The organism is Brevibacterium sp. SMBL_HHYL_HB1, assembly GCF_018208375.1.
Lineage (GTDB): Bacteria > Actinomycetota > Actinomycetes > Actinomycetales > Brevibacteriaceae > Brevibacterium > Brevibacterium intestinavium.
Map to the genome: position 1 here is coordinate 4,042,917 of NZ_CP062936.1, position 22,823 is coordinate 4,065,739.

Consider the following 22,823-nt stretch of genomic DNA (forward strand, 5'->3'; position numbering starts at 1 on the left):
GAACAACGTTCACAAAGGAACTTCATGAAGATCCTCATCCTGGCGCCGGGATCGCGCGGCGATGTCGAACCTGCCCTCCGCATCGCTTTGGGGCTCATCGCCGATGGGCATGAGACAACGATCGTCGCTCACGCCGACTACGAACATTCCGTCACTGCTCTCGGATGCTCGTTCGTACCCTTCACAATGCCCCTCGAACCACCTGCTGCCCCCGATGGGAAGGCTCCGGGTGCCCGCGGCTACCTCGCGCACCTGAAGACCTATATGTCCGACCATGCACGGGCCGCGCTCGCAGCCGCGCAGGTCGGCGGATTCGGGGCGGTCATCACGAACCCGATCTCTCCATACGGTCATGACATCGCCGAGGTTCTGGGTGTCCCCTCGGCAGAGGCCCTGCTGCAGCCGTCCGTGCCGAGTCGCGCGTATCCGCCGATGATCGCCTCGAATCTCGATCTCGGGCCCGTACTCAACCGCGGCCTCGGGAGTCTGCTGGGGCGAATCCCCGCACCCGTCGACGCGGCTGTCGCGCATATCCGCAGTGAACTCGGTCTGCCGCGAGAGAGCCGTCACGCCGCTGTTCGTCGCCGGATGCGTGCCGGACTGCCCGCCCACCACGGCATCTCACCCGTGGTCCTGCCACGACCCAAAGACTGGCCGAGCAACCTCAGCCTCGACGGATTCTGGTGGCCCGTCGTCGATGAGGACTGGGCGCCCGAACCCGACCTCGCGGAGTTCCTCGCCGCCGGGCCGCCGCCCGTTCTCATCACTTTGGGCAGCGTCGACGTCCGGACCGGCGGTGATTCGGCCGTCGCCGACTTCGTGCGCACCACCGACCGTCGCGTCATCGTGCAGGGGGCGTCGGGTCTGGTCCTCGCCGAGGCGGCCCCGCACCGGGTCTTCGCCGCCGGTGATGTGCCCCATTCCTGGCTGCTGCCGCAGGTAGCAGCGGCTGTGCACCAGGCCGGCGCCGGGATCACCGCGGCGTGCCTGCGTGCCGGAACCCCGGGTCTGCCGATCCCACAGCACACCGACCAGTTCTACTGGGCGGGCCGGGCACACGCGCTCGGGGCCGCTGCGGCTCCGCTCAAAGGCAAGTCGAGCACTGCCGCAGGGATCGCCGCCGGGGTCGACCAGGTCATCGGAGACGCAGGGTTCGCCCGCCGGGCGGCACGGATCGGGGCGCGACTCGAGGACGGTGACAGCACGGCGCCGCTGCGCCGGTGGGCGGCCGAGCACGATGGCTGAGAGCGCGGCGGATGAGAGCACGGCGACTGAGGGCAGCGGTCGCTACGAAGGAAGGACAGGCCGTCCGGCGCGGCTGAGTCGGATCAGCATCGTCCGCACGGCGATCGGCCTCGCCGACCGCAGCGGCCTCGAAGCAGTGACCATGCGCGCCGTGGCCGCCGAACTCGACGGTGTCGCCGCCGCCCTGTACCGGCACGTGCGCGGCCGTGACGAACTCATCGACCTCATCCGAGACGAAGTACTGGCAGAACGGCGGGAGGTGATCGAGACAGGGGATTGGAGGGCAGACCTGCGTGACTTTGTGCGCGGACTCCTGACCATCCACGAGGCCCACCCGTGGCTGGCGACCGACGGCCTTCCCTCACGCCTTGGTCCGCGGGCGCTCGCCACCACGGAGACCGCAATGTCGCTGCTGTCCTCGCATCCGGCGGGCCGCGACCAGAAGTATTCGGCCATTGCCGTGCTCTTCGAACTCATCTCCGGCTTCGCTCGCAGCGCCGCCGCGACCCGAGCGCTGACGGCTGACGTCACATCGGAATCCGACAGCGGCTCTACTGCAGCTCCGGGTGACCAACCGAGCCCCGTCGCGGCCGAGCGCGATCACGCGATCACCGTCGCGACTCGGCGCGACCATGCGATCGCCGTCATCCTCGCAGCTGTGACGGGGGTCCTCGACGATGAAGAGGTCGGTTCCTGCTCACCGCACTGATGCGCCGGTGGCCGAGAGGCCCCTACAGCCGCGGGGTTCGCGGCGGCACCTCGCGACGCTTGCCCGTGGCCTCGAAGGCCGCGGCGATCTCGATCAGGGCGGTGTCGTCCCAGCCGCGGCCGGCGATCGTCAGCCCCACCGGGATCCCGGTGTCGGCCATCGTGCCCATCGGCACCGTCACCGACGGGATCCCGAGGTGGCGGGGCACGAGGTTGCCGTTGGCCACCCAGGTGCCGTTGCGCCAGCCGAGGTCGGCCGAGGCTTCGCTGACGTCCATATCGGCCGGGCCGACATCGGCCATGGCCGGGAAGATCACCGCGTCGAGGCCGAGCTCGTCCATCCACTCCTCGAGGTCGATCCGGCGGGTCTCCTCGAGTCCGCGGAGACCGGACTCGAGCAGCGGGATCTCGGTCGGAGACGAGTAGCCATTGGCTCGCACCTGCTCGGGATAGGTGGCGATGTCGTCCTCGAAGCCGGTGTAGCGGTCCGGCAGCGCGCCCGGCGGCTGCGGAAAGATCTTCGCACCGTCGACCTCGGCGAGCGAACTGAGCTGCGGGTCTCCGTTCGCTGAGAGGAAATCGTCCCAGGCCCAGGAGGAGAGGTCGTTGATCTCCCGGTCGAGGTACTCGGCGCTGACGAGACCGCGGGTGCGGATCGTCGGTGCCCCGGGGCGGTCGCCCTCGTAGTTGCTCACGACGGGGAAGTCCGTCTCGACCACCTCGGCGCCGGAGGTCTCGAGGTCACGTCGGGCGGCCTCCCACACCTGAATCACCGAGGCGCGGGTGTCGATCCGCTGTCCGGTGGGCCCGCCGATCCCTCCCTCGGGGTTCGTGCCGGCCTCGGGATCGGCGTTGATGTACATCCTCGGCACCCCGAGGCGCTTGCCCGCCAGCGTCGAGGCCGCCGCCCGAGCATCGACCGGCAGCAGCGCGGCATAGGAGTCCGGGCGCACGGCCGCTGCCCGCGGGATCTCGACCCACGGCTGCACACGCCAGAAGTCACCGCGGGTCTCATCATCGTCGGTGACGATGACGTCGAGGACCTCGCACAGATCGGCCATCGTGCGGGTGTGGGGGACGACGACGTCCATGGTCGGCACGAGCGGCCAGTTCCCGCGCACACTGATCACCCCGCGCGAGGGAGTGTAGGCGATGAGCGCATTGTGCGAGGCCGGAGCGCGACCGGACGACCAGGTCTCCTCACCGAGGCCGAAGGCCGCGAAGCTCGCCGTCGTGGCCGTGCCGGACCCGTTCGAGGAACCTGAGGCGAAGGCGCTGGTCAGCCAGTCCGCGTTGTACGGGCTCTCGGCGCGACCGTAGAGACCGCGCTGCATGCCGCCGTTGGCCATCGGCGGCATGTTCGTAAGCCCCAGGCAGATGGCGCCGCCGGCGCGCAGGCGCTCGATCGTGAATGCGTCCTTCTGGGCCACGAGATCGGCGAAGGCCGGCGAGCCCGAGGCGACGGTCAGCCCGGCCACCATGTAGCTGTCCTTCGCGGTGTAGGGGATTCCGTCGAGGGGGCCCAGCGTGCGACCGGCGGCGCGTCTGTCGTCGGCGGCGGCCGCCTCGGCCAGGGCCTGCGGGTTCTCGACGACCACGGAATTCAGTTGGGTCTCGGACTCCGGGCCGTCGAAGGCGCTGATCCGGTCCTGATAGGCCTCGACGAGTTCGACCGAGGTGGTGGTTCCGTCTTCGAGGGCCGTCCGCAGATCGGCGATGGACGCTTCGACGACATCGAACTTCGACATGTTCATCCTCCGGGCACTCGACGGACGTGGGTGTGTTCCTGCCCAGACTAGCCTCGATCCGCTCGAGGCGGGCTGCGGAATCCGTCGCCCCGAGGTCTGGACGCTAGTTCTACCAGCGGTAGAATGGCGGTGGAGATGGGCTCCACGTTGCTCCTCATCGAGCCGGTCGCAAGGAAGTGGTGACATGCCGCGAAGAGTGAACGATCTTCGAGGGCTGGCCGAGGTCAGCCGGGTACTGCTGCTGGGAGCTGTGCAGAAGCATCCGGGCAGTCGACTCAAGGAACTCGCCGCCGAGGTGGGTCTGCACATCAACACCGCCCGTGACCATCTGCACGTGCTCGTCGACGAGGGATTCATCTGCCAGCGGGCCGAATCGTCGGGCACCCGAGGCAGGCCGCCGATGGTCTATCTGCCCGTCGACGATCCCGAGACGAATGCGGCCGCCGCCGAGCGCATCGCCCGCGCCCGCAAACATCATGAGACGCTGCGCCGGATCGTCGCCGACGAGGATCTGCGGCCGGCCGCGCTCGACGGCCTCGGGGACGTCGCCGGGGCCCAGTTCGATGTGCTCTACGAGCATCTCGACGACTCGGGGATGGAGCCCGAGCCCGATGACGAGGAGCTGCGGATCTCGTTGGCCCCGTGTCCGCACTACCGGATGGTCGGCGAGGACCGGGCGATCGCCTGCGGCGTCCACGCGAACCTCGTCCGGGACCTCCTCAAACAGGTGCCGGGTCCGCTCGAGCTCGATCGGCTCCACCCCTATGTCTCATCGGACAGATGCCAGATCCTGCTCCGCCAGCGCCGATGCCCGAACCCGACCGAGGCGGAGCGGACCGAGGCCGGGACCGATTCCGAGTCCGCGGCCTCGGGGGAGACCCCCACTCCGACGGCTCCGACCGGGACGCTCAGTAGTCGATGCGCTCCCAACCGCGGCGCTCGGGCTGGGTCTGCCGGTCCTTGGAGCGGTAGATGATGTACGGACGGGTGATGTAGCCCAGCGGTGCGGCGAAGACGTGGACGAGCCGGGTGAAGGGCCACAGCGCGAAGATGAGGATCGCGGACATGACGTGGATCTGGAATCCCAGCGGTGCCGAGGCCATGAGATTGACGTCGGGCTGGAACATCCAGAACTGGCGGAACCACACCGACACGCCCTCGCGGTAGTCGTAGTCGCTGAGTGCGGAGTCGAAGATCGTCGAATAGACCCCGGCGAGGATGACGACCGAGAGCATGAGGTACATGAGCTTGTCGAGCCGCGTCGTGGCGCCGAAGACGCGGTTGTTCGTGCGTCGGCGGTAGATGAGCAGCGCGAGCCCGCCGATCGTGGCCGCGGCGGCGCCCAACCCCACGGTGATGGCCATGAAGTGGTACATGTGGTCGGTGATCCCGACCGCCGATGTCCACGACTTCGGGATGCCGAGGCCGATGACGTGTCCCAGGAACACGAAGATGATCCCGTAGTGGAACAGCGGCGAGCCGATGCGCAGCAGCTTGGACTCGTAGATCTGCGAGGATCGGCTCGTCCATCCGAACCGGTCACGGCGGAAGCGCCAGATATGGCCGAGGACGAACACGGCCAACGCCATATAGGGGATGATCACCCACAGGAACGTTTCGAGTACTGTCGGCGAGGTCATGATCGCTCTCCTGTCACATCGCTCAGCGGAATGAAGGTGTGCTGCCCGCCGGCCGAGCAGCCGCCCGGGGCCGGTGCGGACGAGCCGTAGCCGCCGAGCCCGTCGAGGCCGACGGTCTCGGTGGCCGGTCCCTCGGCGGCCAAGCGCTGGACCGCGTGGACGTCGTCACCGTCGAGGGCCGGAAGAGTGGAGCAGACGGCGCGGATCGTGCCCGCCCAGGGGGAGTCGATCTCGGTCAGATGCAGGCGCAGCAGCTCGATGCCGGCCCGGTGGGTCAGCAGGATCCGCACCCCCGCGGCCAGGTCGTGCCCGGCCGCGAACTCGAGAACGTAGGTCAGATGGTCGGGCAGCTGCGATTCGTCCATGTCCAGACCCGCCGACCGGTAGATCTCCTTGATCTGCAGCAGCGCCTGCCCCCGCTTGCGCGTGTCCCCATTGGAGAAATAGGTCAGGAACAGGCAGCCGCGCCGCCGGGTGTCGAAGGTCTCGACATAGTCGGCGCGCATGCCGATGGGATCGACGGCGCCGAGGTGGCCGATCGTCTTGTCGAGATCCTCACGCAGGTGCGCGGGCACTCCGGCCCGGTCGAGGACTCCGGAGATCGCCGGCAGCCGCTCCAGCAGCTCGTCACCGGGATAGTCGATGAGCCACGAGGCGGCGGCGTAGACGGCCCGCAGCGCCTCATCGCTGATCCCCTGAGCGGTCTGCCCGCCGGACTCGGCATGCTCGGCGGCGCGCTTGGTCCATTTGGACAGGAACTTCAGCGGACGGTACATCTCAGGCTCCGGCCGGTCCGCCGGTGGTCGGGAACAGTCCGGCGGGCCGTCCCTTCCCGTCCCAGCCCAACAGGTTGAGTCGACCGCGCAGATGCGAGCGGTCGGCATTGCGCTCGGCCAGCGGATCCGACATCCCCGAGGTGCCGGCGAAGCCGACGTCGGGCATCTCGTTCATCCCGGGTCCGCCCTCGGCGTTGAGCGGGCAGTCGGTGCTGATGCCCTCGAGGCTGTGGGCCTGTTCGGAGTGCCCGGCGGGGATGACATAGCGCTCGTCGTACTTCGCGATCGCCAGCAGCCGGTACATGTCCTCCATCTCCTCCGGCTCCATCCCCACCGCGTGCGGGATGCGCTGGTCGGGTTCGACGCCCATGTTGATATCGCGCATGAACGCGCGCATGGCCGCCATGCGCCGCAGCACATCGGCGACGATATCGGTGTCGCCGGCGGTGAAGAGGTTCGCCAGGTACTCGATGGGGATGCGCAGCTCGTCGATCGCGGCGAAGAGGTTCACCGCGTTCTCCGCGTCGTAGCCGGTGTCCTTGACCACGTCGACGACCGGCGACAGCGGCGGGATGTACCAGACCATCGGCATCGTCCGGTACTCCGGATGCAGCGGCAGGGCGAGGTCGTAGTCCTTGATCAGCTTGTACACCGGTGAGCGCTGGGCGGCCATGATCCAGTCGTGGGGGATGCCCGCGCGTTCGGCCGCATCCATCACCTCGGGATCGTGCGGATCGAGGATGAGGTCCTTCTGCGCGGCGAACAGGTCCTTCTCATCGGGCACCGAGGCCGCCTCGGTGACGCGATCGGCATCGTAGAAGACCAGCCCGATATAGCGCAGCCGACCCACGCAGGTCTCGGCGCACACGGTGGGTTCACCGTTCTCGATGCGCGGATAGCAGAACGTGCATTTCTCGGCCTTGCCGGTGCGGTGGTTGAAGTAGATCTTCTTGTACGGGCAGCCGGAGATGCACATCCGCCAGCCGCGGCAGGAGTCCTGATCGACCAGCACGATGCCGTCTTCTTCCCGCTTGTAGATCGCACCCGAGGGGCACGAGGCCACGCAGGAGGGGTTGAGGCAGTGCTCGCAGATGCGGGGCAGGTAGAACATGAAGGTCTGCTCGAACTCGAGCTTGACCTTGTCCGAGATCGATTTGAGCATCGGGTCGAGATCGGCCTTGGCATAGGTGCCGCCGAGGTCGTCGTCCCAGTTTCCCGACCATTTGATGTCCATGCGCTCGCCGGTGAGCAGGGATTTCGGCGGCGCCGTGGGGATGTGCTCCTGCTCCGGGGCCGAGAGCAGGTTGTCGTATTCGTAGCTCCAGGGCTCGTAGTAGTCCTCGATGCCCGGCAGCTTCGGGTTCGAGAAGATGGATGCGAGCTTCTTCAGCTTGCCGCCGGCCTTGAGCTTGAGCCGGCCGTTCTTGCTCAGCGCCCAGCCGCCCTGCCACTTCTCCTGGTCCTCGTAGCCGCGCGGGTAGCCCTGGCCGGGCCGGGTCTCGACATTGTTGAACCACACGTATTCGGTGCCCTTGCGGTTCGTCCACGCCTGTTTGCACGTGACCGAGCACGTGTGGCAGCCGATGCACTTGTCGAGGTTCATCACCATCGCCATCTGCGCCATGATTCTCATCGCCGTGCCTCCTGTTCCCGAGTCTGTGTCCGGTGCTGGTCGTGTGTGTGGGCCATGGCTTCAGTACTCCACGTTCTGATTGCTGCGGCGGCGGATCACGGTGACCTCGTCGCGCTGATTGCCTGTGGGCCCGTAGTAGTTGAACGCGAAGGACAGCTGCCCGTACCCGCCCACGAGGTGGGTCGGCTTGATCATGATCCGCGTCAGGGAGTTGTGGATGCCTCCGCGCTGCCCGGTCGTCTCCGTGAGCGGAACGTTGACCGTGCGCTCCTGGGCGTGGTGCATGAACGCCGTGCCCTTGGGCATGCGGTGGGAGACGACGGCGCGGGCGGCGACGACGCCGTTGCGGTTGATCGCCTCGATCCAGTCGTTGTCGGCGATGCCCACGGCCTCGGCGTCCTCGACGCTCATCCAGATCGTCTGCCCGCCGCGGCCCAGGCTCATCATGAAGAAGTTCTCCTGGTACATCGAGTGGATCGCCCACTTGTTGTGCGGGGTCAGGTAGCGCACTGCGATCGAGGTGCCGTCCGAGTCCCCGATCTGCGGCTCACCGAACAGGGCGTTCATGTCCAACGGCGGCCGGAAGGTCGGCAGCCCGTCGCCCATCTCGAGGAATCAGTCGTGATCGATGTAGAACTGATAGCGACCGGTCAGCGTGTGCCAGGGCTTGAGTCTCTCCACGTTGATCGTGAAGGGGGAGTAGCGGCGCCCTCCGGCCTCGGACCCGGACCATTCGGGCGAGGTGATCACCGGCACCGGGGCCGCCTTCGCGTCCTCGAACGAGACCTGCTTGCCCTCGTGCTCGCCCGAGAGGTCGGCGAGCTTCTGCCCCGTGCGCTGCTCGAGCTTCTTGAACCCTTCGGTGGCCATGACGCCGTTCGTCGTCCCCGACAGGCCGAGGATGTAGTCCGCGGCCCGCCGGTCCGTGTCGAGACGGGGCTGGCCCTTGCCGGCGCCCTTGGTCGCGACTCCGTTGAGCCGACGCAGACGCTCGACGTGGTGGTCGACGTCGTAGCGGATGCCGCGGGCGTTCATCCCCTGGGACTCGAGCAGGGGCCCGATCGTCGTGTACTGGTCGTAGATCGCCGTGTAGTCGCGTTCGACCTCGACGAGCTTGGGCATCGTCCTGCCCGGGATCGGTTCGCATTCGCCGAACTTCCAGTCCTTGACCCGACCGTGCGGAGTGTTCAGCGCATCGGGGCTGTCGTGCTGCAGGGGTGCGGCCACGACGTCCGTGCGGGTGCCCAGGTGCGTGCGGGCGAGTTCGGAGAACTTCTCCGCGATCGTCGCCCAGGTCTCCCAATCGTTGCGGGACTGCCAGGGGGTCGAGATCGCCGGGTTGAAGGTGTTGACGAAGGGATGCATGTCCGTCGTCGACAGATCGTGCTTCTCGTACCAGGTCGCCGCCGGCAGCACGACGTCCGAATGCAGAGTCGTCGTGGTCATCCGGAAGTCGAGGGTCAGCAGCAGGTCGATCTTGCCTTCGGGGGCCTCTTCGCGCCAATCGACGTCGCGCGGCCGCAGGTGCTCAGGCGTCTGTTCGGCGGACACGGAGTTGTCCACGCCGAGGAGATGCTTGAGGAAGTACTGATCGCCCTTGGCCGAGGAGCCCAGCGTGTTCGCCCGCCACATCGACCAGATGCGCGGATAGTTGTTCTCCGCGTCCGGATCCTCGGCGGCGAACCGCAGGCGACCGCCCTTGAGCTCGTCGACGATGTGCTCGGCGCTGGTCTTGCCCGCGGCCTTCGCCTCCTCGGCGAGGTCGAGGGGATTGACGTCGAAGGTCGGATAGTACGGCTGCCAGCCCAGTCGGGCCGACTGGGCGATCGCATCGGCGGTCGACATGCCCTTGAACTTCCCCTGCCCGGCCCGGGCCGAGAGCATATCGGCCCCGAACTGGTCGTAGCGCCACTGGTCGGTGTGCATGTACCAGTACGTCGTCTGCGTCATCTGCCGTGGTGGGCGCGCCCAGTCCAGGGCGTTGGCCAGGTGCAGCCACCCGGTGAACGGGCGGATCTTCTCCTGGCCGACGTAGTGGGCCCAGCCGCCGCCGTTGACGCCCTGGGTCCCGCACAGCGTGGTCAGGGTCAGAAACGTCCGATAGGTCTGGTCGGAATGGAACCAGTGGTTCGTGCCGGCGCCCATGATGATCATCGAACGCCCGCGCGAGTCGCGTGCGTTGGCCGCGAACTCGCGGCCGATGCGGGCGGCCGCCTGCCACGGCACACCCGTGATCGCCTCCTGCCAGGCAGGGGTGTTCGGGCACGTCGCGTCCTCGTAGTTCTCCGCCCAGGTCCCGGGCAGGCCCTGACGGCCGACACCGTATTCGGCGAGCATGAGGTCGAAGACCGTGGTCACCACCCGATCGCCGATGCGGACGACGGGGACCCCGCGGGTGACCTCGTCGATCTCGCCCTGGGCGGCGGTGTCGAAGCGCGGCAGACGGATCTCGGCGGTCCGGTCCGCATCGATGGTGCCGCGGTCTCCGGCGGTCGCCTCGGCGATGGACAGGGCCGGGTCGATGTCCTCGAGGTCGAGGTTCCACTTGCCCTGACCGTCGGCGGCGAAGCGGTGGCCCAGGGTGCCGTTGGGGATCGTGACCCGACCGGTGCGCTTGTCCCAGACGGCGGGCTTGAACTCGGCGTCGGCGGTGTCGGCCTCGGCGGTGACGGTGCTGCCGAGGTCGGAGGCGGTGACGAAGCGGCCGGGCCGGTAGCGGCCGTTGCCGTCGTCTTCGAGGTCGACGAGGAAGGGCAGGTCCGTGTAGGAGCGGACATAGGAGTCGAAGTAGTCGGTCTTCGCGTCGACGAAGAACTCCTTGAGGATGACGTGGCCCATCGCCATCGCCAGGGCCCCGTCGGTGCCGGTGGCAGGGGCCAGCCATTCGTCGGCGAACTTCACGTTCTCCGCATAGTCCGGGGCGATGGAGATGACCTTCTGCCCGTGGTAGCGGGCCTCGGCCATCCAGTGGGCGTCGGGGGTGCGGGTCAGGGGCACGTTCGAGCCCCACATCATCAGGTAGGAGGAGTTCCACCAGTCACCGGATTCGGGAACATCGGTCTGGTCGCCGAAGACCTGTGGGGATGCTGGGGGCAGGTCGGCGTACCAGTCGTAGAACGACAGCATCGAACCGCCGATGAGCTGGTGGAAGCGGGCACCCGAGGAGAACGAGACCGGACTCATCGCGGGGATGGGGGAGAATCCGGTGGTGCGGTCGGGTCCGAGGTACTTCACGGTGTAGACATAGGCGGCGGCGACGATCTCGACGGCCTCGGCCCAGGTCGCGCGCACGAGTCCGCCCTTGCCGCGAACCGATTTGTACCGGCGGGCCTTGACCGGGTCCTCGACGATGGACTTCCACGCCAGGACCGGGTCGTGTCCGTTGGCGGCCTTGGCCTCGCGGAACAGGCGCAGCAGGGCGCCTCTGACATAGGGATAGCGGACACGGGTGGGGGAGTAGGTGTACCACGAGAACGATGCGCCGCGGGGGCAGCCGCGCGGCTCGTACTCGGGCATATCGGGGCCCGGGCTGGGGTAGTCGGTGGCCTGGGACTCCCAGGTGATCAGTCCGTCCTTGACGTAGACGTGCCAGGAGCACGAACCGGTGCAGTTGACTCCGTGGGTGGAGCGGACGACCTTGTCGTGGGACCAGCGGTTGCGGTAGAAGGAGTCGCCCTGGCGCCCGCCCTTGAGGTGGAGCTCGCGCTTGTCGTCTGAGACCTCGGCCCGCGGGGTGAAGAACTTCCGGCTGCCGATGAGCGCATCCATGAGCGAATTGTCGGTGCCCGGGCGGTCGGTCCTGGGCACCGAGGACTCCGCAGACGTGTGCCCTGCGCTGCGCTGTGCCATGTTCTCGGTGGTCATGACCGTGTCTCCTTGTCGTCGTCGCTGGTCTGTGGCTGCGTGGGGCCGCCCTCGTCCGCGGTGTCGCGGGGCCTCGAGGCGGTGTCACCGGCGGCTGCGGCTTCGGGCGCCGGCGGGTTCGTGCCGATCCAGAGTGTGATCAGGAGCGCGATCACCGTGAAGCCGGCGAGCAGCAGCAGCCCCAGTGAGTAGTCCTGGGTCGCCGACCACATCGCGCCGAGCAGGATCGGTGGGACGAATCCGCCCAGTCCTCCGGCGGCACCGACGAAGCCGGTGATCGAGCCGACCCGGGCCGGATCAGAGCGTTGGGCGATGAGCGCGAAGGTCGCGCCCGAGGCCAGACCGAAGCCCGCCGACATGGCGATGAATTCGGAGGTGTAGACGATGAATGCCAAGGGGTGGAACGACAGGGCGATGGCGCAGATGGCGATGATCGAGTAGGCGACGCCGAGGGTCTTGACCGCACCGAGGCGGTCGGAGAGGACACCGCCGATGGGGCGGGTGGCGACGGCGACGATGACGAAGCCGGCCATGCGCAGGGAGGCATCGGTGGGTTCGAGATCGTAGGAGTTGTTGAGGAAGGTCGGCAGGTAGACGGAGAACGCGACGTAGCCGCCGAAGGCGAGCGCGTAGAGGTAGGCCGCCTGCCAGGTCAGCTTCACCGACATCGTCTGGCCCAGGGTGGAGATGAGGCTCTGGCGCACGGGCTGCCAGTCGGGCGGGTTGCGCATCATCGCGAAGGCCAGCACCGCGTAGACGATGAGGACGACGGCCGCGACGACGAAGGGCAGCTGCTCCCAGATGTTGTGCAGGGGCACGGTGGTGAAGGCCGCGATCGCGGTGCCGCCCATGCCCATTCCGTAGACGCCGATGGCCGATCCGCGCGATTCCTTGGGGAACCAGCGGTTGACATAGGGCACGCCGACGGCGAAGCTCGTGCCGGCCACGCCGAGGAAGAACCCGCCGACGATGAGTGTGGCGTAGTTGTACTGGCCGATGAAGCCGATGAAGAGCACGGGGATGACCGTGATCAGGGCGATGAATGACATCATGAAGCGCCCGCCGAGGCGGTCGGTCAGCGCTCCGACGACGATCCGCCCGAGCGATCCGACGAGGACGGGCACGGCCACGAGCAGTGCCGAGTCGTCGGTGAGCTCCTCGTTGACGAAGTGGGGGCCTAACGGGCTGATGATCGACCAGGCCCAGAACGTCACCGTGAACCCGAGGGTGGCGAAGATGAGTGCTCGGGTCCGCTGCGCGTTCGTCACCGGTGCTGATGACCCGGCCGTGCCGGTCTGTGATCGAGACATTTCAGGCTGTGACATCTTCCACCCTCCTGGACGAATGTGCCGTATGTCTTCGATGACAGCAGAGTTGGTCGGAAAGTGGAACTGTTTCCACCGTGTTTAATCCCCGAGGCCGACAGATGCGCCCGAACAGGGGCTGAAACATCGCCTCACAAGGTCACGAAGTGATTTAGGATACACTTCCGTGATCGATTCTACAGTTCGTAGAAAAGCGTATGATCGTACCATGTCGATCACGGTGATGATTCTCAGCGGCGGCCGCTCCCGGCGGTTCGGCGGCGTCCACAAGCCCGGTGTCAGCCTCGGCGGGCAGACGGTGATCTCGAGGATTCTCGGCACCGTCCGTGCGGCCGTGCCGGACGCGAAGGTATGGGTGGCCGGCACGCTCGAGGGGCTGACCGCCGCCGAGGCGGAATCGGTCGGAAACGTCAGGGAGGAACCCGAGTTCTCGGGGCCGCTGGCCGGAATCGATGCCGCGGCCCAGGCGATGGGCGAGTCCGAGGTCACGCTGATCCTGGCCGGGGACATGCCGCTGGTGCCCGCGGTCCACCTCCGGGAGCTCATCGCGGCCTGCCGGGCCTCCGGCCTGCCCGCGGCCGGAGCCGACGACCGCGGCAAGCTCCAGTTCCTCTGCGCCGCCTGGCCCACCGCGCTGCTGCGCCGGCGCCTGGCCGAGATCGGTCGGACACAGGACCGGGCGGTCAAGCTCCTCTTCGACGGGCTCGAGGTGGCACCGGTCGACGTCGACCCGTCGACGATCGTCGACTTCGACACCCGTGAGGAGTACGAGCGCATCCGCGGGAAGCTCGAGTCGGCCGACCCGGACGCGGGCACGGAGTCCGTGGGGGCGGATGCTCCGCGAGGCGGCCGGCCCGTTCCCGATCAGGTGCTGCGGATGCGCGACCGTGCCGCGGCCGAACTGCCGGCGGGGGCGTCGATGAGCGATGCCGAGGTCGCCGCCGTGCTCGAATTCGCCTCGCACATCAAGCATTCGGACTCATCGCTGAGCCCGGTCGTCGCCGCGTTCCTCGCCGGCAGGCTCCATGCCGCCGGCTCGGACGGGGCGTCGGTGACAGAGGCTCTGGCCGAGGTCGAGAGGATCCTCACTCGGTCTCGCGACTGAGCCCGCCCACGAGGTCGTCGACGAAGGACAGCCCGCGGTCGTTGAGATCGGTGCAGGCTGCGGAGTCTGTGCGGCTCGAGGGGTCTGCATCGGCGGCGCAGCCGGCGAGGAAGGTGCCGAAGGGCCCGGCCGCTCGGGTCCCCGTGTCGGCGGACCACCGTGCGCTGGCGCCCAGCAGGGCTGTGACGAGTTCGCCGGCGCGGGTCTTCGTGAGTGGGATCCCCAGCTCTCGAGCGGCGTCGCAGAGCTCGTCCCTCATCGTCGCGATGCGCTCCGGTGAGTAGTCCTTGGCCATGTCGTCCTCCTTGGGCATCGAGACTAACGCAGTCGCAGCCGGCCAGGCGGCGGTTTCGACCGTGACTAATCCTCGGCGAAAGACTCGGTGAGACTCGTTACCATTGACGGGCGAGACGGCGGAACAGACGAGTGCGGGGGTGGTGCCATGGGCAAGCGCAGACTCAGGGAAGCGGTGCCGGTCATCCTGCTCACCGGCTACCTCGGCGCGGGGAAGACGAGCCTGCTCAACCACCTGCTGCGCCATCCCGACGCCCGCATCGGGGTCGTCGTCAACGATTTCGGCGAGCTCAACATCGATGCCGGCCTCGTCGTCGGTCAGGTCGACGAACCGTTCTCGATCTCCGGCGGGTGCATCTGCTGCCTGAGCGACGACTCCTCGCTGGAGGATGCGCTGGTGGCGATGACCGACCCGAGCCTGCGCCTGGACGCGATCATCGTCGAGGCCAGCGGGTTCGCCGAGCCCCTGACACTGGCGCGGATGGTCACGCGCATGGGCCACCACCGATTCCACCTCGGCGGGGTCATCGATGTCGTCGACGCGCCCATGCACTTTCACACCGTCGACACCTCGGACCTGCCGCCGCTGCGCTATGCCGCCACGACGCTGGTGCTGGTCAACAAGCTCGACCAGCTCCCGGCCGGCGAACGCGAGACCGCGGTCGAGGCCGTCCGCGACCGCGTCCACCAGCGCAATCCGCGCGTGATCGTCATCGGCACTCATCACGCCCGACTCGACCCCGCCCTGATCTTCGACCCGGGGGCGGGGGAGCGCGACCACCGGCGCCGAGGTGCGGGCGAGCCCGACGCGGAACCGATCCAGCCCGAGCTGCCGATCCGCGAGCTGCTGCGTCAGGCCTATGCGGAGGCCGCGGGCGATCAGTCCGGCGAGGAGGCGAGGCCGCACCGGCATGCGCAGTCGGTGACCGTCACCGGCACCGGACCGGCCGATCCGGATGCGGTGATGGACTTCGTCGAGGATCTGCCGGCCGGGGTGTACCGGGTCAAGGGGACTGTGCTGATCCGGGATCGCGGGCGCAGCCGGGCCTTCGGAGTGCAGGCCGTCGGCCCGAACGTCTACGTCGCCGATGACAGCCGCCTGCAGGCGCCGACCGGCGACGGCAGCGTGCTCGTCGTCATCGGCGAGGACTTCGATGAGGACGCGGTCCGCCGCCGTGCCGTCAGCGCCCTCGAACCGGCCGGAGACGCCGCGGCCCCGCGCGGTGCCGGAGTCGAACGACTGCTTCACCACGTACGACTTCACAGCTGAGTCCGCACGGTCGGGACGTGCGTCCCTCGAGCGTCGTCGTTCGGGCGGCCGCGCGGGCCGGCGGTGGCTCTCAGGCCTCGGACAGGCCGGGCAGCTGCGCGGCGGCGAAGCGGATGTGCTCTTCGGTCAGCTGCGCGGCGTCCTCGCCGCGCCCGGCGACGATGGCGGCCGTGATCTCACGGTGCTGCGCCTGCAGTCGGGACATCAGGGCCTGCTGGTCGTCGACCCTGTTGAAGGCCGCGAAGATCGATCCGCGCAGGGACGTGCGGATCGCGGCGGTGAGGTCGGAGAAGAGCTGGTTGCCCGCCGCCTGAGCGATGGCGACGTGGAACGCGGTGTCGGCATCGTTGAAGACCTCGAGGCTGACGCCCGGTGTGTCCATCATCGCCAGCTGAGCGTTGATCGCGGCCACGGCGTCCTCATCGGCGCGCGCGGCCGCGAGGACCGCGCTCGAGCGTTCGAGCTGGACGCGCGTGTCCAGCACATCGCTGATACTGAAGTTCGCCAAAGCGACGTGGAGGCGGAGGAAGCGGGTGAGCGCGGCCGAGGGCATGGCGGCGATGAAGGTGCCCGCACCCCGGCCCGAACCGCCGGCGGATCGGACCACGCCGAGGCTGTCGAGCACGCGCAGGGCCTCGCGGACGCTGGCGCGACTGACGCCGAGCTTGTCCGCGAGATCGCGTTCGGCCGGCAGGGGGTCGCCGACTGTCAGGGAGCCGGCCATGATCTGCTCCTCGACGGCGTCGATGACCAGCTCATAGGTGTTCGCCCGGGACACGGGCCTCCACATCGGACTCGCGGGCGCCTCGGCGCCGTCCGATCGCTGCTGCCGAGTCTCGTCCCTGTCTTCACTCACGGTCTCTCCCACCCGGCCATCATGTCATGCCCCTCCTCACGCCGCCTCCTGCGTTCTCGCGCTCCTCGCCTTCTCGCGCGCCTCCCGGCCCGACGGTGGGGAGCGGCCCGACGGTGGGAAGCGTCCGACGGTCGGAACCGCACGGCGGCGGCAGCCGTCCGCAGGACCATTTGACGCAGCTCACGTATCGGTTCTATTCTCACATTAATGGTCTGACCTCACTGAGGTCATGCTGAAAACGTTCATTCATTCGAGTTCGGAGCGCGTTCACAGGGGAACCGCCTCAACGTGGGCAAGCACCGGCTGTGTTGGAGAGTTGATGTACACACCCGAAATCGCGCCGGTGGCCGACAGTCTGCTGTGGTCCGCGCTGCTGGCGATCCTGCCCCTCCTGACGATCTTCATCACCCTCGGTGCCCTCAAATGGAAGGCCCACTGGGCCGGGCTGACCGCTGTGGCCGTCGCGCTCATCGTCGCGATCGCTGCCTACGGAATGCCGGTCGGACTGGCTGGGCTGGCGGCGACGCAGGGCTTCGCCTTCGGCCTGTTCCCCATCATGTGGATCGTCATCACCGCGATCTGGCTCTATGAGCTCACTGTGCGCTCGGGCCATTTCGAGGACCTGCGGCTGGTCATCAATGTCATCTCCGATGATCCGCGCATCCAGGCGATCATCATCGCCTTCTGCTTCGGCGGCCTCCTGGAGGCGCTCGCCGGCTTCGGCGCACCCGTGGCGATCACCGGCGTCATGCTCGTCGCCGTGGGCTTCACCGCGATGCGTGCGGCCGTCGTCGTGCTCGTGGCCAACACCGCTCCCGTGGCGTTCGGGGCCATCGCCATCCCGATCATCACCGCCGGGACCCTGACCGGCATCGACTATCAGGACATCGGTGCCATGGTCGGTCACCAGACCCCGTTCCTGGCCGCGGTCGTCCCGCTCTTCCTCGTGATGCTCGTCGACGGACGGCGCGGACTGCGCCAGATCTGGCCCCTGGCGCTTGTCGTCGGCATCGTCTTCGCCATCACCCAGTACATCTCCTCGAACTTCCTCTCCGTCGAGCTCACCGACATCATCGCCTCGCTGGTCGGCCTCGCCGCCGTCGTCGTGATGCTGCGCTTCTGGAGTCCCCAGGGCGGAGGGCAGGCTCTCGACCGCATGGCAGACGAGCGCGAGCACGAGGACGCCGATGCCCCGGACGCCGGCGGTGCGGCCGCAGCGGTGGCGACCGACGTCGAGAAGCAGACCGCACCCCTGACGGGGTCCCGCGTCTTCCTCGCGCTCTTCCCCTACCTGCTCGTGATCGTGATCTTCTCCGTGGCCAAACTCGTGCCGGCCCTCAACGACTGGCTCGCCTCGACGGATGTCACGATCCCGTGGCCCGGTCTCGACGGGAACATCCTCGAGGCCGGCGGCGAGGCCTCGTCGAGCACGATCTTCAACTTCCAGTGGCTGTCGTCCCCGGGGACGCTGCTGCTCATCTCGGGCATCATCGTGGCCATCGTCTACAGGATGACGGCCAGGGACGCGATCGACGTCTTCATCGTCAACGTCGTCAAGATGCGGTTCTCGATCCTCACGGTCGGCTCGGTGCTCGCACTGGCCTATGTCATGAACCTGTCGGGACAGACCATCACGATCGGCACCTGGATCGCCGGCACCGGAGCTTTCTTTGCCTTCCTCTCGCCGATCCTCGGCTGGCTGGGCACGGCCGTGACGGGTTCGGACACCTCGGCCAACGCCCTGTTCGCAACGCTGCAGCAGACCGCGGCGCATGAGGCCGGCCTCAACCCGCTGCTGCTCGTCGGCGCCAACAGCTCCGGCGGTGTCGTCGGTAAGATGATCAGCCCGCAGAACCTCACGATCGCGGCGACGGCCGTCGGCCTGCTCGGCAAAGAAGCATCGATCTTCCGCCGCGTCATCTGGTGGTCGCTCGGTATGCTCGTCGTGATGTGCCTGCTCGTCGGGCTCCAGTCGACCGTTCTGTCCTGGATGGTCCCCTCGGCCTGACACCGGCCGGCACCCACGCACCGCTCCAGACCCCATACGGACCCGACACCCACCCATACCCCACACCCACCCAGACCCATCGCGATAGTAAGGAGCGATACACCATGGTCAAGAGGCAGATCCCCCAACCGGCCGAGATCTTCGATCTGATGAAGTTCAAGAAGTTCGAGCTCGACCCGAAGAAGCGCCGTCTGGAGAACGCGCTGACGATCGAGGACCTGCGCCGGATCGCCAAGCGGCGGACACCGGCTGCCGCGTTCGACTACACCGACGGCGCCGCCGAGGGCGAGATCTCGATGGCGCGTTCGATGCAGTCCTTCCAGGACATCGAGTTCCATCCCTCGATCCTCAAGGACGTCACCAACGTCGACACGAGCACCCAGATCATGGGCGGCAGCTCGGCGCTGCCCTTCGGGATCGCACCGACCGGGTTCACCCGACTGATGCAGACCGAGGGCGAGGTCGCAGGCGCTTCGGCCGCCGGTGCCGCCGGCATCCCGTTCACGCTCTCGACGCTGGGCACGACCTCGATCGAGGACGTGAAGAAGACCAATCCGAACGGTCGCAACTGGTTCCAGCTCTATGTCATGAAGCAGCGCGACATCTCCTACGGTCTCGTCGAACGGGCGAAGAACGCCGGATTCGACACCCTGTTCTTCACCGTCGACGCTCCCGTGGCCGGTGCTCGTCTGCGCGATACCCGCAACGGCTTCTCGATTCCGCCGCAGCTGACGCCGCAGACGATCCTCAATGCGATTCCCCGTCCTTGGTGGTGGTGGGACTTCCTGACCACTCCGAAGCTCGAGTTCGCCTCCCTGTCCGAGACCGGAGGGACCGTCGGTGAGCTGCTCGACTCGGCGATGGACCCGTCCATCGACTTCGACGACCTCGCCGAGATCCGCGCCATGTGGCCCGGGAAGTTCTCCGTCAAGGGCGTGCAGACGCTCGAGGACGCGAAGAAGCTCGCCGACCTCGGCGTCGACTCGATCGTGCTGTCCAACCACGGCGGACGTCAGCTCGACCGTGCGCCGGTGCCGTTCGAACTGCTGCCCGAGGTGGCTCGTGAGATCGGCAAGGACGTGGAGATCATCATCGACACCGGCATCCGCAACGGTGCCGATATCGTCGCCTCGCTGGCCCTCGGTGCCGACTTCACGCTCATCGGCCGCGCCTACCTCTTCGGTCTCATGGCCGGCGGCCGGGAAGGCGTCGACCGCACGATCGAGATCCTCGGCGAGCAGGTGGAGCGGACGATGCGCCTGCTGCAGGTCGCCGATGTCTCCGAGCTCAACCCCGCTCATGTGACGCAGCTGCGTCAGTTCAACCGCGACGACAGAGCCGAGATCATCGGCTCCCGCCCCGCCCGAGGCTGAGTCCCGCGGCGAACGTCCGACGAACAGATCGGCCGGTGTCGAAGGATCGCATGATCGTCGACACCGGCCGATCTGTCTCTGTCCGGGACGGGCATCGCGCCAACATGTGTCTGATCGCACGGAACCGACTCATCCGCCCCGAGAATCCGGGCCTGGCGGGTGTGCTGCAAGAATTCTCTCCCCGCCGGAATAAAACCAGCCTCAGCAAAGTTGAGTCTAGTGTACGCAACTTTGATGAGGTCGACTTGACGGTCGAAATCTCGAAGAGAATACTTGAGTCCGGTTGGCTCAATGTGTGCGGTCGAGTGGGTCCGCTCTTCGTCCCGCGGCAGGCAATGTCGTGGATGCTCGAACGGCGGATCCGCCCGATCGCGCACATTGGGGCCGCAGGAACTCACTCAATGTAAGGAGAGAACACATGGCACGTGCAGTCGGAATCGACCTCGGAACCACGAACTCCGTGGTCGCAGTCCTCGAAGGCGGTGACCCCAAGGTCATCGCGAACGCGGAAGGCGGTCGCACGACCCCGTCCGTCGTCGCTGTCAACAAGAACGGCGACTCGCTGGTCGGTGAGATCGCCAAGCGCCAGGCCGTGACCAACACCAAGAACACGGTGTCGTCGGTCAAGCGCCACATGGGCACCGATTGGACGACGGAGCTCGGTGACAAGAAGCTGACGGCTCCCGAGGTCTCGGCACGCATCCTCCAGAAGCTCAAGCACGACGCCGAGGAGTACCTGCAGGAAGAGGTCACCGATGCAGTGATCACCGTTCCCGCATACTTCAACGACGCCGAGCGCCAGGCGACCAAGGACGCCGGTGAGATCGCCGGCCTCAACGTCTCGCGCATCATCAACGAGCCCACCGCGGCCGCCCTGGCCTACGGCCTCGAACGCGGCAAGGAGGACGAGCTCATCCTCGTCTTCGACCTCGGTGGCGGCACCTTCGACGTCTCCCTGCTGGAAGTCGGCAAGGATGAAGACGACTTCTCGACCATTCAGGTCCGCGCCACCTCGGGCGACAACCGCCTCGGCGGCGATGACTGGGATCAGCGGATCGTCGACTGGCTCGTCGGTGAGGTCAAGAACGGCTACGGCGTCGACCTGAGCAAGGACTCGACCGCTCTGCAGCGCCTCAAGGAAGCCGCTGAGCAGGCCAAGAAGGAACTGTCCTCGGCCACCAGCACGAACATCTCGCTGCAGTACCTGTCCATGAGCGAGAACGGACCCATCCACCTGGATGAGAGCCTGACCCGCGCGAAGTTCGAGGAGCTGACCAAGGACCTGCTCGAGCGCACCAAGGCTCCGTTCCACGCAGTGATGAAGGACGCCGGCGTGTCCGTCAAGGACATCGACCACGTCGTCCTGGTCGGCGGTTCGACCCGTATGCCCGGTGTCTCCGCAGTCGTCACCGAACTCACCGGAGGCAAGGAGCCCAACAAGGGCGTCAACCCCGATGAGGTCGTGTCGATCGGCGCTGCCGTGCAGGCCGGTGTGCTCGTCGGCGAACGCAAGGACGTCCTGCTCATCGACGTCACCCCGCTCTCGCTCGGACTCGAGACCAAGGGCGGCGTGATGACCAAGCTCATCGAACGCAACACCCCGATCCCGACCAAGCGCTCGGAGACCTTCACCACCGCAGAGGACAATCAGCCCTCCGTGTCGATCCAGGTCTTCCAGGGTGAGCGTGAGTTCACCCGAGACAACAAGAACCTCGGCACCTTCGAGCTGACCGGAATCGCTCCGGCTCCGCGCGGTGTGCCGCAGATCGAGGTCGCCTTCGACATCGACGCCAACGGCATCGTCCACGTTTCGGCCACCGACAAGGGCACCGGCACGGAGCAGTCGATGACGATCACCGGCGGTTCGGCACTGCCGAAGGAAGACATCGAGCGCATGGTCCGTGAGGCCGAGGAGCACGCAGAAGAGGACAAGAGGCGCCGTGAGGCCGCCGATGTCCGCAACAATGCGGAGAACCTCGCCTACCAGACCGAGAAGCTGCTGACCGACAACGACGACAAGCTGCCCGAAGAGGTCAAGACCGAGATGCAGGGCGATGTCGACGCTGTCAAGGAAGCACTCAAGGGCGAAGACGACGATGCGGTGAAGACCGCGTACGACAAGCTCGTCGCCAACCAGCAGAAGATCGGCGAAGCCATCTACAACCAGCAGGGCGCCGAGGGTGCCGCTGCCGGTGACGAGGCAGGCGCCGATTCCAGCACCGGCGCCGAGGACGATGTCGTCGACGCCGAGGTTGTCGACGAAGAGGACGAGGAGAAGAAGTAATGACTGCCGAGGGCAACGACCAGTCGTCCGAGGAGCCAGGCTTCACTTTCAGCGACAAGCGCCGGGTCGATCCGGACACCGGTGAGGTCCGTCCCGAGGCCGACGCCCAGTCGGCCTCGGACGGGGCCGAAGAAGAGCAGATCGTGGATCCGGGTGCCGGTCAGGCCGGAACCGAGTCCGCCGATGCCAGCGACCTCGGGGTGGACATCCCCGCCGATGCTTCGAGTCTCGAGGACGCCGAGCAGACCGAAGAGCCCGAACCGGGCTCGGAGGCCGCGGCTTACCTCGCGGATCTCAAGCGCATCAATGCCGAATACGCGGCATACCGGATGCGTGCCGACCGCGAACGTGAGCGTGCGGCCCTCGGCGGCACGATCAAGGTCGTTGAAGCCCTGATCCCCGTGCTCGACGAGGTCAAGCTCGCCCGTGAGAACGGCGATGTCACCGGGCCTTTCGAGACCCATGTGAACAAGCTCGTCGACTCGCTGGCGAAGCTCGGCGTCGAACAGTACGGAGAGGTCGGCGACGAGTTCGACCCGAACATCCACGAAGCGCTCATGCAGCAGCCTTCGGACGATGTCGAGAATCCGACGGTCTTCCTGGTCATGCAGCCGGGCTATCGAATCGGGGAGCGCATCATCCGCGCGGCCCGGGTCGGAGTCCAGCAGCCGGAGGACTGATCGGCCACCATCGC

General features: G+C 67.3%; 17 protein-coding genes and 1 pseudogene. 10 read left to right on the plus strand and 8 right to left on the minus strand.

The features are described 5' to 3' along the window. Positions 1-24 precede the first annotated feature (24 nt). Positions 25-1,245, plus strand: a complete 1,221-nt coding sequence (locus tag IG171_RS18340) for a glycosyltransferase (protein ID WP_212128757.1) — start codon at positions 25-27, stop codon at positions 1,243-1,245. Beyond that, on the plus strand, positions 1,238-1,954 hold the full coding sequence (locus IG171_RS18345; RefSeq protein ID WP_212128764.1) for a TetR family transcriptional regulator: 717 nt from the start codon (positions 1,238-1,240) through the stop codon (positions 1,952-1,954). Before IG171_RS18340 ends, IG171_RS18345 begins: the two co-directional genes overlap by 8 nt. 22 nt (positions 1,955-1,976) lie before the next feature. On the opposite strand, the gene IG171_RS18350 is transcribed toward IG171_RS18345, so the two are convergent. Next, positions 1,977-3,701: an amidase gene (locus IG171_RS18350; RefSeq protein WP_212128765.1), complete on the minus strand. Its 1,725-nt coding sequence runs from the start codon at positions 3,699-3,701 to the stop codon at positions 1,977-1,979. Between the two features lie 196 nt (positions 3,702-3,897). Here IG171_RS18350 and IG171_RS18355 point away from each other — a divergent pair, with 196 nt between their 5' ends. Beyond that, positions 3,898-4,677 carry a helix-turn-helix domain-containing protein gene (locus IG171_RS18355; protein WP_212128767.1) on the plus strand — a complete coding sequence of 260 codons (780 nt, stop codon included), beginning with the start codon at positions 3,898-3,900 and terminating at the stop codon, positions 4,675-4,677. Here the strand turns inward: IG171_RS18355 and narI are convergent. The 5 genes and pseudogenes from narI to IG171_RS18380 form a co-directional block, all read right to left on the minus strand. Then, positions 4,610-5,341, minus strand: a complete 732-nt coding sequence (narI, locus tag IG171_RS18360; protein WP_212128769.1) for a respiratory nitrate reductase subunit gamma — start codon at positions 5,339-5,341, stop codon at positions 4,610-4,612. The two genes, IG171_RS18355 and narI, sit on opposite strands and share 68 nt — an antisense overlap. Beyond that, positions 5,338-6,117, minus strand: a complete 780-nt coding sequence (narJ, locus tag IG171_RS18365) for a nitrate reductase molybdenum cofactor assembly chaperone (RefSeq protein ID WP_212128771.1) — start codon at positions 6,115-6,117, stop codon at positions 5,338-5,340. The genes narI and narJ overlap by 4 nt, the downstream gene beginning before the upstream one ends. A gap of 1 nt (position 6,118) precedes the next feature. Continuing rightward, positions 6,119-7,750, minus strand: a complete 1,632-nt coding sequence (narH, locus tag IG171_RS18370) for a nitrate reductase subunit beta (RefSeq protein WP_212128773.1) — start codon at positions 7,748-7,750, stop codon at positions 6,119-6,121. A gap of 60 nt (positions 7,751-7,810) precedes the next feature. After that, positions 7,811-11,518: pseudogene (locus tag IG171_RS18375) on the minus strand (nitrate reductase subunit alpha). A gap of 92 nt (positions 11,519-11,610) precedes the next feature. Then, positions 11,611-12,939 (minus strand): MFS transporter, encoded by a 1,329-nt coding sequence (locus tag IG171_RS18380; protein ID WP_249203824.1) that lies wholly within the window; start codon positions 12,937-12,939, stop codon positions 11,611-11,613. A gap of 208 nt (positions 12,940-13,147) precedes the next feature. Here IG171_RS18380 and IG171_RS18385 point away from each other — a divergent pair, with 208 nt between their 5' ends. Continuing rightward, a complete protein-coding gene (locus IG171_RS18385) occupies positions 13,148-14,044 on the plus strand; it encodes a molybdenum cofactor guanylyltransferase (RefSeq protein ID WP_212128775.1) in 897 nt (298 codons plus the stop codon). On the opposite strand, the gene IG171_RS18390 is transcribed toward IG171_RS18385, so the two are convergent. Then, positions 14,025-14,339, minus strand: a complete 315-nt coding sequence (locus IG171_RS18390; RefSeq protein WP_212128777.1) for a hypothetical protein — start codon at positions 14,337-14,339, stop codon at positions 14,025-14,027. The two genes, IG171_RS18385 and IG171_RS18390, sit on opposite strands and share 20 nt — an antisense overlap. Before the next feature lie 147 nt (positions 14,340-14,486). On the opposite strand from IG171_RS18390, the gene IG171_RS18395 reads away from it, so the two are divergent. Beyond that, on the plus strand, positions 14,487-15,608 hold the full coding sequence (locus tag IG171_RS18395) for a CobW family GTP-binding protein (RefSeq protein ID WP_212128779.1): 1,122 nt from the start codon (positions 14,487-14,489) through the stop codon (positions 15,606-15,608). 70 nt (positions 15,609-15,678) lie between these two features. On the opposite strand, the gene IG171_RS18400 is transcribed toward IG171_RS18395, so the two are convergent. Then, complete coding sequence (locus tag IG171_RS18400) at positions 15,679-16,464, minus strand: FCD domain-containing protein (protein ID WP_349252130.1); 786 nt, start codon at positions 16,462-16,464, stop codon at positions 15,679-15,681. A gap of 319 nt (positions 16,465-16,783) precedes the next feature. Here IG171_RS18400 and IG171_RS18405 point away from each other — a divergent pair, with 319 nt between their 5' ends. The 5 genes from IG171_RS18405 to IG171_RS18425 all read left to right on the plus strand — a co-directional run bounded on the left by IG171_RS18405 (position 16,784) and on the right by IG171_RS18425 (position 22,809). Then, entirely contained in the window at positions 16,784-18,472 is a 1,689-nt protein-coding gene (locus IG171_RS18405) for an L-lactate permease (protein ID WP_212128781.1), read from the plus strand. Positions 18,473-18,576: 104 nt separating this feature from the next. Further along, positions 18,577-19,845, plus strand: a complete 1,269-nt coding sequence (locus IG171_RS18410) for an alpha-hydroxy acid oxidase (RefSeq protein ID WP_212128783.1) — start codon at positions 18,577-18,579, stop codon at positions 19,843-19,845. Between the two features lie 50 nt (positions 19,846-19,895). Next, positions 19,896-20,252 carry a hypothetical protein gene (locus IG171_RS18415; protein WP_212128785.1) on the plus strand — a complete coding sequence of 119 codons (357 nt, stop codon included), beginning with the start codon at positions 19,896-19,898 and terminating at the stop codon, positions 20,250-20,252. A gap of 11 nt (positions 20,253-20,263) precedes the next feature. After that, positions 20,264-22,129: a molecular chaperone DnaK gene (dnaK, locus tag IG171_RS18420; protein ID WP_212128787.1), complete on the plus strand. Its 1,866-nt coding sequence runs from the start codon at positions 20,264-20,266 to the stop codon at positions 22,127-22,129. After that, entirely contained in the window at positions 22,129-22,809 is a 681-nt protein-coding gene (locus tag IG171_RS18425) for a nucleotide exchange factor GrpE (RefSeq protein WP_212128789.1), read from the plus strand. Before dnaK ends, IG171_RS18425 begins: the two co-directional genes overlap by 1 nt. Positions 22,810-22,823: the final 14 nt, after the last annotated feature.